Below are 13,470 nucleotides of genomic sequence, written 5' to 3'. Positions count from 1 at the left end.
AGGCCGCCCGGTCTCCCGCGCGGCCACCCGCCACGGCCGGGGCGCCACCACCCACCCCGGGCACCAGGCGTGCCAGGAGGGCGGCCGCGCCTCGGCCGAGGACGGCTCTAGTGCGCCTCGTCCCAGTTGGCGCCGACGCCCACTTCGGCCACAAGCGGCACCTTGAGCGTCGCCACACCCGCCATGATGCGCGGCACCTCGCGGCGCACCCACTCCAGCTCCGCTTGCGGCACCTCGAACACGAGTTCGTCGTGCACCTGCATCACCATGCGCGTGGCCATGCCCTGGGCGTCGAGCGCCTCCTGCACCGCGATCATCGACAGCTTGATCAGGTCGGCCGCCGTTCCCTGCATGGGCGCGTTGATCGCCGCGCGCTCCGCGGCGCTGCGCCTCGGCCCGTTGGGGCTGTTGATCTCCGGCAACCACAGCCGCCGGCCGAAGACGGTCTCCACATACCCGCGCTCCTTGGCTTGTGCGCGCGTCTCGTCCATGTAGCGTTTGACGTCCGGATAGCGCTGGAAATAGCGATCGATGTAGTCGCGCGCGGCCTTCTGCTCGATGCCGAGATTGCTCGCCAAGCCGAAGGCGCTCATGCCGTAGATGAGGCCGAAGTTGATCACCTTGGCGTAGCGGCGCTGCTCGCTGGTGACCTGCTGCGGCAACACGTTGAAGATCTCGGCGGCCGTCGCCCGGTGCACGTCCAGCCCCTCGGTGAAGGCGCGCATCAGGTTCGCGTCACCCGAGATGTGCGCCATGATGCGCAGCTCGATCTGCGAGTAGTCGGCCGAGACCATGAAATGCCCCGGCGGCGCGACGAACGCCTCGCGGATGCGCCGCCCTTCGGGCGTGCGGATCGGGATGTTCTGCAGATTGGGTTCGTTGCTGGACAAGCGACCCGTCACCGCCACCGCCTGCGCATACGTGGTGTGCACACGACCGGTCGCCGGGTTGATCATCTGGGGCAGTTTGTCGGTGTAAGTGCCCTTCAGCTTGGACAGCCCGCGGTGCTCGAGGATCTTGGCCGGCAGGGGATAGTCCTGCGCCAGCTTCTCCAGCACCTCCTCGTCGGTGGACGGCGTGCCGCTCGGCGTCTTCTTGAGCACCGGCAGTTGCAGCTTGGTGAAAAGCACCTCGCAGATCTGCTTGGGGCTGCCGAGGTTGAACGGCTGGCCGGCCAGCTCATGCGCCTCGGCTTCGAGCGCCAGGATGCGTTGCCCCAGCTCCTGGCTCTGGCGCTGCAGGCGCTCGGCGTCGATCAGCACGCCATGCCGCTCGATGCGCTGCAGCAGCGCCGACACCGGCATCTCGATGCGCTCGTACACGAAGCGCAGCCCGGCCTCGGCCTCGATCCGGGGCCACAGCTTGCGGTGCAGTTCGAGCGCCATCTCGCTGTCCTCGCAGGAGTAATGGGCCGCCTTGGCGACGTCCACCTGCGCGAACGGAATCTGCGCCGCACCCTTGCCGCACACGTCCTCGTAGGTGATGCCGCGCCGGTCCAGGTGGCGCTGCGCGAGGCTGTCGAGGTTGTGCGGGCGATGCGCCTCGAGCACGTAGCTCTGCAGCATCGTGTCGTGCACGTAGCCCTTCACCCGGATGCCGTGGTTGGCGAACACGTGCAGGTCGTACTTCACGTGCTGGCCGAGCTTGGGATAGCGCTCGTCCTCCAGCCAAGGCCGCAGCCGCTGCAACACCTCGTCCAGCGGCAGCTGAGCCGGAGCCCCCGCGTAGCCGTGCGCGAGCGGCACATAGGCGGCCTCGCCCGGCTCGACACTGAACGAAATGCCGACGAGCCGCGCCCGCATGGCATCGAGCGAGTCCGTCTCGGTGTCCAGCGCGGCGATCGGCGCCGCCTTCAGCCGTGCGATCCAGCGCTCCAGCGTGTCGAAGTCCAGCACCGTGTCGTAGCGCCGCTCGCTGGGCGCCGCCGGCGTGGCCGCCGCCACGCCGAACAGGTCGGCGCTTGCGCCCGGCGGCACGCCGCGCAGCGCCCCCTCCCCCGCTCCCTCACCCGCCTTCTGGGCCAGCTCCTGCTCCAGTTCCCTGCGCCAGGTCTTGAAACCGTGCCGTTCGTAGAAGGCGAGCAGGCCGGGCTTGTCCACGTCCTGCAGCGCCAGGGCCTCCAGCGAGGGCCAGCCCGGAATGTGCCCGGACAGGTCGCAATCGCACGCCACCGTCACCAGGCGGCGCCCCTGGGGCAGCCAATCCAGCGCGCGCCGCAGGTTCTCGCCCGCCACGCCCTTGATCTTGTCGGCCGCGGCGATCACGCCCTCCAGTGAGCCGTATTCCTGGATCCACTTGGCCGCCGTCTTGGGCCCCACCTTGTCGACGCCGGGGATGTTGTCCACCGCATCGCCCACCAGGGTGAGGTAGTCGACGATGAGTTCGGGCGGCACGCCGAACTTGGCCTTCACGCCTTCGACATCGAGCGACTCGTTGCTCATCGTGTTGATGAGCATGACCTGCTCGCTCACCAGCTGCGCCAGGTCCTTGTCGCCGGTGGAGACGATCACGCGGCCGCCTTGCTCGCGCACCAGGCGCGCCAGCGTGCCGATCACGTCATCGGCCTCCACGCCCGGCACCTCCAGCACGGGCCAGCCCAGCAGGCGCACCACTTCATGGATCGGGGCGATCTGCTCGGCCAGGGCCGGCGGCATGGGCGGACGATGGGCCTTGTAATCCGCATACCACTGGTTGCGAAATGTCTCGCCCTTCGCATCGAACACGCACGCCGCGTACCGGGCCGGAAACTGCGTGCGCAGCTTGCGCAACATACCGACCATCCCGTAGATCGCACCGGTGGGCCGGCCGTCCGGGCTGCGCAGGTCCGGCAGGGCGTGAAAGGCACGGTAGAGGTAGCTGGAGCCGTCGACCAGCAGCAGGAGGTTGTCGCTCATGGTCCCATTTTCCAGCAGGCGGCGCACCACGGCCGCGGCGCCGGTCGCCACCTACAATGCGGCACATGATCCGCCTCGCCCCTCTTGCCCTCCTCGTCATCGCCGCCGCGGCGCGCGCCCAGGTGGCGGGTGCCTCGCCCGCCCCGGCGGTGCCGGAGCCCGCCGTGCAGCAGACGCACATCGAGGGCGAGGGCGTGCGCATCGAGGAGCTTCGCGTGCGCGGACAGAACCAGCGGCTCGTCGTGCACCCCAAGAAGGGCGCCCCCACCTACGAGGTGGTGCCGGCCGAAGGGCACCGCGACATGAGCCAGGACGCCCAGCGCGGCAGTGCCGGGCGGCGCGTCTGGAACGTCATCAACTTCTGATCCCGCCTCGTCCCGCCGCTTCCCCATCCATGGCCGTCTTCACGCCCGTAGCTTTCGACGACGCCGCCGCCCTGGTCCGCCGTCTCGGCCTCGGCGCCCTGCTCGACCTGAAGGGCATCGTCTCCGGTATCGAGAACACGAACTACTTCGCCACCACCGAACGGGGCGAGTTCGTGCTCACGCTGTTCGAGCGGCTGGGGTTCGAGCAGCTCCCGTTCTACCTGCACCTGATGAAGCACCTGGCGCAGCACGGCATCCCCGTGCCCGAGCCGCAGGCCGACGAGCGAGGCGAGATCCTGCACGCGCTGGCCGGCAAGCCCGCGGCCGTGGTCGACAGGCTGCGCGGCGCCAATCAGCTCGCCCCCTCGACCCGGCATTGCGAGCAGGTGGGCGGGATGCTGGCGCGCATGCACCTCGCCGGCCGCAGCTACGAGCGGCACCAGCCCAACCTGCGGGGGCTGGCCTGGTGGATCGACACGGTGCCGGTCGTCAAGCCTTACCTCACCCCCGCCCAAGCGGACTTGATCGAGTCGGAGCTCGAGTTCCAGAAGCAGCTGGCGGCCTCGCCGGCCTACGCGGCACTGCCGCGCGGGCCCATCCACGCCGACCTCTTCCGTGACAACGTCATGTTCGAGGGCGACCGGCTGACCGGATTCTTCGACTTCTATTTCGCGGGCGTCGACACCTGGCTCTTCGACATCGCCGTGTGCTTGAACGACTGGTGCGTGGACCTCGACTCGGGCCGTCTCGACGAGGACCGCGCACAGGCCTTCATGGCCGCGTACGACCGCGAACGCGAGATCACGCACGACGAGTCCAGGCTGATGCCGGCACTGCTGCGCGCGGGGGCCTTCCGCTTCTGGCTGTCGCGCCTGTGGGACTTGCACCTGCCGCGCGACGCGCAGATGCTGAAGGCCCATGACCCGGGCCACTTCGAGCGCATCCTGCGCCACCGGGTGGCCGAGCCCTGGCACTACAGCCGTTGAAGAGGCCGCGATGAAGCTGCGACTGGTCGGCGCCTCGCGGGGGGCCTTGTGGGTGCGCCAGGGTTTCCGGGTGTTCTTCCGCCAGCCCTTGGCCTTCACCGCACTGTTCTTCCTGTTCATGTTCGCGGCGTTCGTGGTGGTCACGCTGCCGTGGGTCGGCGGCCTGGCGATGCTGGCCATGCTGCCCGTCGTCACGCTGGGCTTCATGATCGCCACCCGCGAGTCGCTGCTCGGGCGGTTTCCGCTGCCGGGGGTCTTCATCGCCCCCTTCCGGCACGGGCGCGAGCACACGCGCTCGCTGCTGATCCTGGGGGTGGCCTATGCCCTTGCGTCGCTGGCCGTCATGTCGCTCGCCGACTGGCTGGACGGCGGCAGCGTCTCGGCCCTGCAAGAGTCCATGGCACGCGCTGAAGCCACCCGCGAGATGATGGACGACCCGCGCGTGCAGTCCGGCCTGATGCTCAGGCTCGTGCTGACGGTGCCACTGAGCCTGCTGTTCTGGCACGCGCCGGCGCTCATCCACTGGGGCGGCGCGACACCGGCCAAGGCGGTCTTCTTCAGCGCCGTCGCCTGCTGGCGCAACAAGTGGGCCTTCCTGGTCTATGCCCTCACCTGGTCGGTGATCGTGGGGCTCTTCGGCGTGGTGGCGACGCTGTTCTTCTCGCTGCTGTCGGCACCGCAGCTCGTCTCGCTCGCGGCTTTCCCGGCCGCGCTCATGTTCTCGACGGTGTTCTACGTCTCGCTGTACTTCACCTTCGTCGACTGCTTCGAGCCGGCGTCCGTCGCGGCGGACAATCGCGAGTAGCGGCCGCGCTTCCGAAGGCGCACCGGCCGTTCACGAACTCGTCATATCCCCTGTCCATCATCGCGGGCAAGCCGCACCGGCCGTTCGGTGCGGTCCCTCCCACCCCACAGCGCAGGAACCGCGATGAGCGCCTACGACTCCGACGACATCCCCTCCAACCTCTCGAAGAACCCGCACCTCAACGACATCGTGGACGCCGTGCGCTCGCGCCGCGGCTTCCTCAAGGCCGGCCTCGCGATGGGTGCCGTCACTTTCCTCGGCGGCAGCCTCGCGGCATGCGGGGGCGGGGACGGCGGCCACGGCGGCTCCGGTGCCGATTCCGGTGACCGGGCCGAGCCGCTCATGCTCGGCTTCACCGCGGTGGCGGCGAGCACCGGCGATGCGGTCGTCGTGCCGACGGGTTACAGGCACGCAGTGTTCTGCCGCTGGGGCGACCCGATCTTCCCCTCCAGCCCCGAGTGGAAGGCCGACGTCACCCACTCGGCCGCCGCGCAGGCCCTGCAGATCGGCGACAACCACGACGGGATGCACTTCTTCCCGCTCACCGAAGGCAACAGCACCGAAGGGCTGCTCGTGATGAACCACGAGTACCTGAACGACGAGTACTTCTACCCGGCCGACGTCACGCCCGGCGGCAGCGGGTGGTCGCTGGAGCAGGTGCGCAAGGGGCAGTACGCGCACGGCGTCTCCGTGGTCCACGTCAAGCTCCAGAACGGCCAGTGGCGAGTCGTGCTGGACTCGCCGTACAACCGCCGCATCCACGCCACCACCCCGATGCAGATCACCGGGCCCGTGCGCGGGCACGCCCTCGTCCAGACCTCGGCCGACCCCAATGGCGAGATCGTGCTCGGCACGCTCAACAACTGCGGCAACGGCTACACGCTGTGGGGCACCTACCTCACCTGCGAGGAGAACTTCAACGGCTACTTCGGCAACGTCGCCGGTGTCGCCCGCAATCCCAACGAAAGCCGGTACGGCCTGCCCGCGGGCGCCTCGAACTACCGCTGGGAGGCCTTCGATGCACGCTTCGACTACTCGCAAGAGCGCAACGAGCCCAACCGGTTCGGGTGGATCGTCGAGATCGACCCGTTCGACCCGACCTCGCTGCCCAAGAAGCGCACCGCGCTGGGCCGCTTCAAGCACGAGAACTGCGCGATGACGCTGTCGGCGAACAACCGCGTCGTCGTCTACATGGGCGACGATCAGGCCAACGACTACGTCTACAAGTTCGTCTCGGCCGGCACGTACAGCGCCGGCAACGACGCCGCCAACCGCAACCTGCTGGACAGCGGAACGCTGTACGTCGCCCGCTTCGGCGCCGGCGCGACCAGCGGCGACATGATGGGCACCGGCGAATGGGTGGCGCTCGCCCTCGACACGCCGAAGGTGGGCGGCGGCACGCTCGGCGACCTCTTCGCCGACATGGGCGAGCTGCTGGTCCACACCCGCCTCGCCGCCGATGCGGTGGGCGCGACCAAGATGGATCGTCCGGAGTGGGTCACCGTGCATCCGAAGACCGGGGAGGTCTACATCACGATGACCAACAACAGCGGCCGCGCCACCGCCGACGAAGCCAACCCCCGCACCAACAACGTCTACGGGCAGATCCTGCGCTGGCGGGAAACGGGCGGTGACGCCGCGGCGACGACCTTCGAGTGGGACCTGTTCGTGCTGGCCGGCAACCCCACGGTCTCCGCGCACACCGGGACGCTGAACGCGGGCTCGGACAACGTGAACGCGGACAACCTGTTCAACAGCCCGGACGGCCTGGCCTTCGACGCCCAGGGGCGTCTGTGGATCCAGACGGACGGCAACTTCTCCAACACCGGCAACTTCGCCGGCATGGGTAACAACCAGATGCTGGTGGCCGACCCGACGACCAAGGAGATCCGGCGCTTCCTCGTCGGCCCCTCCGGCTGCGAAGTCACCGGCATCACCTGGACGCCGGACCAGAAGTACATGTTCGTGAACATCCAGCACCCGGGCGAGTACGGCAACCACCCCCGCAAGCCCTCGGTGGATCCGAAGGCCGATCCCCTCGCCTTCTGCCAATGGCCCGATGCCGGCGTGCGGCCCCGGTCGGCCACCGTCGTGATCTGGAAGGAAGACGGCGGGGTCGTCGGCACCTGAGAGTCCGGCCGCGCCCCGGCACGGCCGGGGCGCCTACCCCTCGCGCGCGCCTCGCTCGAGCCGCGCGCCAAGGGCGATGAGCCGCGGGCGCACCTCGCTGAGCAGGAAGTCCTTGTCCAGCAGGAAGGCCGGGCCGCCGCAGTTGATCGCCATGAGCCGGCCGTCGCGGCCGGCATGGAATGCGATCGCGATCGCGTTCACGTCCCGCTGCCAGTCGCCGAAGGAGCAGCACACCCCCAGCTCGCGGTGCTGTGCGAGGGCCGCCTCGATGCCGTCGCGCACCCGCGGCCAATGGGCCGCGTCCTGTTCGCGCAGCCGCTCGAGCAGTTCCCGCCGCTCGGCCGGCGGGCACAAGGCCAGGTAGGCACGACCCATCGCGGTCGTGGCCAGCGGAATGCGCGAACCCACGTCCAGGCTCAAGGTGAGGGCCGAGGGGCTGCGGCAGTTCTCCACGTAGATCATGCTCAGGCGGTCTCGCGTGCCGAGCGAGACCATCCCCTGCGAGTAGTTCGCCAGCTCCTGCATCAAGGGGCGCGCCTGCTCACGCACGTCCATGCGCGCCAGCATGGTGCTGCCCAGAGCCAGCGTCGCGGTGCCCAAGCGGTAGCGCCCGGTCTCCTCGTCGTAGTCGAGGTAACCGAGCCGGGTGAGCGTGTAGGTCAGCCGGGAGACCGTGGACTTGGGCAGACCGCAACGGCGCGCCAGCTCCTGGTTGCCCAGCAGCTTGTCGCGCGAGCGAAAGCAGCTGAGGACATCCAGCCCGCGGGCCAGCGCCGTGACGAAATGACGGTCCTCGTCCGGCGCGGGCACAGCCGCGCCCGCCAGGCCCGTGGCCGTGTCGCGGCGCCGGCGCCGGCCTGACGCGCGGGACCCTGAATCTAGCGAATCGGGCATGGTCGAATCGAGGTCCTGTCCGAATACCGCACCGCAGAACGGGTGTTCACTCTTGGCGCGGCCTGCCGCGCGCGTTCATCCATTGACGACACTCTCGCAGCCGCGGATGATCGCGCACGTTCCGTCCCCATGCAATATTCCACCATGCAGAACCAATCTTCCGACTTGTCGTCGCTCCCGGCGCGCGCGGGGGGGGCCTTGCGCCTCGCCGTCGTCGGCTCCGGCGTCATGGGCAGCGGTATCGCACAGATCGCCGCGCTCGCCGGGGTGGACGTGCTGCTGCACGACGCCCGCGATGGCGCCGCGGCCCAGGCCGTCGAGCGCCTCGGGCAGACCCTCGAGGCGCTTGCCGCCAAAGGCAAGCTCACGCAGGAGGCCGCCCAGGCGGCCCGTGCCCGCCTGAGCGCGGTGCAGGCCCTGGCCGACCTGAAGGACTGCGACGTCGTGGTCGAGGCCATCGTCGAGAACCTCGACGCCAAGCGCGCGCTCTTCCGGGAACTGGAAAGCCTCGTGCGCCCCGACTGCGTGCTCGCCACCAACACCTCTTCGCTGTCGGTCACGGCCATCGCCGCCGGCCTTCAAAGGCCGCAGCGCGTCGCGGGGTTCCACTTCTTCAACCCCGTGCCCTTGATGAAGATCGTCGAGGCGGTGGACGGTCTGCTGACCGATCCCGCGGTGACCGAGTTCCTGCTCGCCTTGGGCCGGCGCTGCGGCCACACCGCCGTGCGGGCGAAGGACACCCCGGGCTTCATCGTCAACCACGCCGGGCGCGGCTACGGCACCGAGGCTTTGCGCCTGCTGGCCGAGGGCGTGGCCGAGTTCCACCAGATCGACCGCATCCTGCGCGACACCGCCGGCTTCAAGCTCGGCCCCTTCGAGTTGCTGGACCTCACCGCGCTCGACGTCTCGCATCCGGTGATGGAGTCCATCTATCACCAGTACTACGAAGAGCCGCGCTTCCGCCCGCAGCCGCTCACGCGCCAGATGCTCGCCGCCGGCCTCGTCGGCCGCAAGGCGGGCCGCGGGTTCTACCGCTACGCCGACGGCAAGCAGGAATCGTTCGACGAGCCGGCAGCGCCCGCGGCTCGCCCCGCGCGCGTGTGGGTCAGCCAGGCGTGGCCCGCCGGGCACGAACGGGCGGTGGCCTTGTTGCGGGCGCTGGGCGCCACCCTCGACGAAGGCGATCGCCCCGCCGGCGACAGCCTGTGCATCGTCACGCCGCTGGGTCTGGATGTGACCACCTGCTGCGTGCGGCAAGGACTCGACCCGGCTCGCACCGTCGGACTGGACGTGCTGTTCGACACCCGGCGCCGGCGGGTTGTCGCCACGAGCCCGGCGACGTCGCCCGCAGCACGCGCCGAAGCCCACGGCTTGCTCGCAAGCGACGGCACGCCCGTGTCGGTCATCCGTGACAGCACGGGACTGGTGGCAGCGCGCGTGGTCGCCACCATCGTGAACATCGCGAGCGAGATCGCGCAGCAGCGCATCGCGGCGCCGGCCGACATCGACCGCGCCGTCACGCTCGGCCTCGGCTACCCGCACGGCCCCCTGGCCTGGGGAGACCAGCTGGGCGCCGCCACCGTGTTGCAAGTGCTCGAGGAACTCCAGGCGTCGACGGGCGACCCGCGCTACCGCCCCAGCCCGTGGCTGCGCCGTCGTGCGCAACTGGGCTTGTCGCTGCTCACCGACGAGGCGTGAGAGCGCACCCGCTCTGAGCCGGCCTGCCCTGCGCGCGGCCGTCTTCAATGGCCGCTGCGCAGGCAGGAGGCTCCGCGAGAGCAAGGCGCGCTCAGTCCACCGGGGTGAGCTTGGCCACCGAGAGGGCCAGCCACTTCGTGCCGTGCCGGCCGAAGTTGATCTGCGCACGCGCATCGGTGCCCTGGCCCTCGAGGGTCACGATCACACCCTCGCCGAACTTGGTGTGGAAGACCGACTGCCCGACACGCAGCGCGACCCCGTCGGCGGTCGTCACCGGTGCGCTCGCCGCGGGCAGACGCCCCGCCCCCACGATGGACCCCAGGCCCGAGCCGCTCGCCCACGCCGCCTGGTAGTCGCGCGCGAAGCCCGAACCGAAGCCTTGCACCCGCGGGGTGATCCACTTCAGGGCCCCCTCGGGCAGTTCGTCCAGGAAGCGGCTCTTGACGTTGTAGCGCGTCTGTCCGTGCAGCAGCCGCGTCTGGCTGAAGCTCAGGTACAGCCGCTTGCGCGCGCGGGTGATCGCCACGTACATCAACCGGCGCTCCTCTTCCAGGCCGTCGTAGTCGGACAGCGAGTTCTCGTGCGGGAAGAGCCCCTCCTCCAGCCCGGTGATGAACACGCAGTCGAACTCGAGGCCCTTGGCGGCATGCACCGTCATCAACTGGATGGCGTCCTGCCCGGCCTGCGCCTGGTTGTCGCCCGCCTCCAGCGCCGCATGCGTCAGGAAGGCGGCCAGCGGCGAAACGATCTCGCCCGTCTCCGCATCGGGGGCCACCTCCACGGGCGCCGGTGCGGGGGGATCGCCGGCGGCCAGCGCGCCCGGCACCAGGCCGGCGACCACGCCCTGTTCGTCCACCGGCAGCGCCACCGCGTCCTTGCCGAAGCCCTCCTGCGTCACGAACGCCTCGGCCGCGTTGACCAGCTCGTCCAGGTTCTCCAGCCGCTCGCGGCCTTCCTTCTCGTTGCGGTAGTGATCCGCCAGGCCCGACGCCTCGACCACGTGCTCGATGATCTCGCGCAGCGTCAGGCCCCGCGTGTTCTCGCGCATGGCATCGACGAGCGCGTTGAAGGCGGCGAGGTTCGCGCCGCCCTTGCCGGTGACCGCACCCACGCTCTGGTAGAGGCTGCGCCCGGAGACGCGCGCTGCGTCTTGCAACTGCTCGAGCGTGCGCGCTCCGATGCCGCGCGTCGGGAAGTTCACCACGCGCAGGTAGGAGGTGTCGTCGTTCGGGTTCTCGATGAGCCGCAGGTAGGCGAGCGCGTGCTTGATCTCGGCGCGCTCGAAGAAGCGCAGGCCGCCATACACGCGGTAGGGAATGCCGGCGTTGAAGAGCGCGCTTTCGATCACCCGCGACTGCGCGTTCGAGCGGTACAGCACGGCGATCTCCGAGCGCGGCGTGCCGTCGCGGTGCAGCTGCTGCGCTTCCTCCAGCAGCCACTGGGCCTCGGCGTAGTCGCTGGTGGCCTCGTAGACGCGCACCGGCTCGCCGGGCCCTGCCTCGGTGCGCAGGTTCTTGCCCAGCCGCCGCGTGTTGTGAGAGATGAGCGCATTGGCCGCATCGAGGATGTTGCCGAAGCTGCGGTAGTTGCGCTCCAGCTTGATCACGTGCGGCACGCGGAACTCGCGCTCGAAGTCCGCCATGTTGCCGACCTGCGCACCGCGGAAGGCGTAGATGCTCTGGTCGTCGTCGCCCACCGCGAACAGGCTGTTGTGCGCCCCGGTGAACATCTTCAACCAGGCGTACTGGAGCCGGTTGGTGTCCTGGAACTCGTCCACGAGGATGTGGCGAAAGCGATGCTGGTAGTGCTCGCGCAGCGCCGCGTTGTCGCGCATCAACTCGTAGGTGCGCAGCAGCAGTTCGGCGAAGTCCACCACGCCCTCGCGCTGGCACTGGTCCTCGTAGGCCTGGTAGATCTCCACCAGCTTGCGGCCGTGCTCGTCGCGCACGTCCACGTCCTTCGGGCGCAGGCCCTCCTCCTTGCTGCCGGCGATGAACCACGCGACCTGCTTCGGCACGAAGCGCTCCTCGTCGAGGTTCATCGCCTTGATGACGCGCTTGACGGCCGAGAGCTGGTCCTGCGCGTCCAGGATCTGGAAGCTCTGCGGCAGGCCCGCGAGCTTCCAGTGCGCGCGCAGGAACCGGTTGCACAGCCCGTGGAAAGTGCCGATCCACATGCCCCGCACGGGGATGGGCAGCATCGCACCGAGGCGCGTGAGCATCTCCTTGGCCGCCTTGTTGGTGAAGGTGACCGCCATCACGCCGGCCGGCGAGACCTGCCCCGTGTGGATCAGCCACGCGATGCGCGTGGTCAGCACCCGCGTCTTGCCCGAGCCGGCGCCCGCCAGGATGAGCGCGTGCGCCGCAGGCAGCGTCACGGCCGCCAGTTGTTCGTGGTTCAGGTGGGCAAGCAGGGCAGAGGAAGCGGTCATCCGCGAATTCTAGGAGGCGCGCCCGAAGCCCCTGCGTGCAGCAGGCCGTGCTCCCGGGTAGAATCAATCACCGGGCCCAAATTTTGGCTGTCCGGTTTTTTTGTTTCCACCGCCCACGGCCGGCGGCCTTCGGAAACACCGGCTCCCAAGTCAAGCGCTCGCAGCCCTCGGCGGCGCACTGCGTTCAACGCGCTGCCTTCGACTCCGGAGCGAACTCCATGGAAATCTTCGACTACGACAACATCCTGCTGTTGCCGCGCAAGTGCCGCGTGCAAAGCCGCAGCGAATGCGACACCTCGGTCGAATTCGGCCCCCGCCGCTTCAAGCTGCCCGTCGTGCCCGCCAACATGAAGACGGTGCTCGACGAGCCGATCGCCGAGTACCTGGCCTCCAACGGGTACTTCTACGTCATGCACCGCTTCGAGATCGACAACCTGGCGTTCGCTCGTCGCATGCGCGATCGCGGCCTGTTCGTCTCGATCAGCGTGGGCGTCAAACAGGCCGACTACGAGGTGGTGGACCGCCTCGCTGCCGAGGGCCTCGGTGCCGACTACATCACCATCGACATCGCCCACGGCCATGCCGAGACCGTGCAGCGCATGATCGCCCACATCAAGCAGAAGCTGCCTCAGTCCTTCGTGATCGCGGGCAACGTCGGCACGCCCGAGGCGGTGATCGACCTCGAGAACTGGGGCGCCGACGCCACCAAGGTCGGCGTCGGCCCGGGCAAGGTCTGCATCACGCGGCTCAAGACGGGCTTCGGCACCGGCGGCTGGCAGCTCTCGGCGCTCAAGTGGTGCGCGCGCGTGGCCACCAAGCCCATCGTCGCCGACGGCGGCATCCGCGAGCACGGCGACATCGCCAAGAGCGTGCGCTTCGGCGCGACCATGGTGATGATCGGCTCGCTCTTCGCCGGCCTCGAGGAGTCGCCGGGCCGCACGGTGGAAGTCGACGGCAGGCTCTACAAGGAGTACTACGGCTCGGCCTCGGATTTCAACAAGGGCGAGTACAAGCACGTCGAAGGCAAGCGCATCCTCGAGCCCGTCAAGGGCAAGCTCGCGGACACCCTGCGCGAGATGCAGGAAGACCTGCAAAGCTCCATCTCTTACGCCGGCGGCCGTGTGCTGGCCGACATCCGCAAGGTCAACTACGTCATCCTGGGCGGCAACAACGCGGCCGAGCACCTGCTGATGTGAGGCGGGCACGCGCGGGGGGCGATCTCCTCCCCGCGCCTAGAATCCTGGCGTTCATCCAGGTTTTCCCAGTT

General features: G+C 69.2%; 9 protein-coding genes. 6 read left to right on the top strand and 3 right to left on the bottom strand.

The window, feature by feature from the left end; translation table 11 throughout:
- Positions 1 to 107: 107 nt before the first annotated feature.
- Entirely contained in the window at positions 108 to 2,894 is a 2,787-nt protein-coding gene (gene polA / locus OMP39_RS04790) for a DNA polymerase I (protein WP_264893652.1), read from the bottom strand.
- 65 nt (positions 2,895 to 2,959) lie between these two features.
- On the opposite strand from polA, the gene OMP39_RS04785 reads away from it, so the two are divergent.
- The 4 genes from OMP39_RS04785 (at position 2,960) to OMP39_RS04770 (ending at position 7,180) form a co-directional block, all read left to right on the top strand.
- On the top strand, positions 2,960 to 3,259 hold the full coding sequence (locus OMP39_RS04785; RefSeq protein ID WP_264893651.1) for a DUF2782 domain-containing protein: 300 nt from the start codon (positions 2,960 to 2,962) through the stop codon (positions 3,257 to 3,259).
- A 29-nt stretch (positions 3,260 to 3,288) separates the two neighbouring features.
- Positions 3,289 to 4,245: a homoserine kinase gene (locus OMP39_RS04780; protein WP_264893650.1), complete on the top strand. Its 957-nt coding sequence runs from the start codon at positions 3,289 to 3,291 to the stop codon at positions 4,243 to 4,245.
- A gap of 10 nt (positions 4,246 to 4,255) precedes the next feature.
- Entirely contained in the window at positions 4,256 to 5,050 is a 795-nt protein-coding gene (locus OMP39_RS04775) for a BPSS1780 family membrane protein (protein WP_264893649.1), read from the top strand.
- A 123-nt stretch (positions 5,051 to 5,173) separates the two neighbouring features.
- Positions 5,174 to 7,180 carry a PhoX family protein gene (locus tag OMP39_RS04770; RefSeq protein ID WP_264893648.1) on the top strand — a complete coding sequence of 669 codons (2,007 nt, stop codon included), beginning with the start codon at positions 5,174 to 5,176 and terminating at the stop codon, positions 7,178 to 7,180.
- Between the two features lie 33 nt (positions 7,181 to 7,213).
- On the opposite strand, the gene OMP39_RS04765 is transcribed toward OMP39_RS04770, so the two are convergent.
- Complete coding sequence (locus tag OMP39_RS04765; RefSeq protein ID WP_264893647.1) at positions 7,214 to 8,074, bottom strand: IclR family transcriptional regulator; 861 nt, start codon at positions 8,072 to 8,074, stop codon at positions 7,214 to 7,216.
- A gap of 144 nt (positions 8,075 to 8,218) precedes the next feature.
- Here OMP39_RS04765 and OMP39_RS04760 point away from each other — a divergent pair, with 144 nt between their 5' ends.
- Positions 8,219 to 9,772, top strand: a complete 1,554-nt coding sequence (locus OMP39_RS04760) for a 3-hydroxyacyl-CoA dehydrogenase (RefSeq protein WP_264894442.1) — start codon at positions 8,219 to 8,221, stop codon at positions 9,770 to 9,772.
- Positions 9,773 to 9,863: 91 nt separating this feature from the next.
- On the opposite strand, the gene OMP39_RS04755 is transcribed toward OMP39_RS04760, so the two are convergent.
- On the bottom strand, positions 9,864 to 12,203 hold the full coding sequence (locus tag OMP39_RS04755; protein WP_264893646.1) for a UvrD-helicase domain-containing protein: 2,340 nt from the start codon (positions 12,201 to 12,203) through the stop codon (positions 9,864 to 9,866).
- A gap of 218 nt (positions 12,204 to 12,421) precedes the next feature.
- Between OMP39_RS04755 and OMP39_RS04750 the strand changes: the two genes are divergently transcribed.
- Positions 12,422 to 13,399, top strand: a complete 978-nt coding sequence (locus OMP39_RS04750) for a GMP reductase (RefSeq protein ID WP_264893645.1) — start codon at positions 12,422 to 12,424, stop codon at positions 13,397 to 13,399.
- Positions 13,400 to 13,470: the final 71 nt, after the last annotated feature.

Origin of the sequence: Schlegelella aquatica (assembly GCF_026013905.1) — a bacterium.
Classification (GTDB): domain Bacteria; phylum Pseudomonadota; class Gammaproteobacteria; order Burkholderiales; family Burkholderiaceae_C; genus Caldimonas; species Caldimonas aquatica.
Note: the sequence above shows the minus strand (reverse complement) of the source record. Positions and strands in the feature narration are given on the sequence as shown.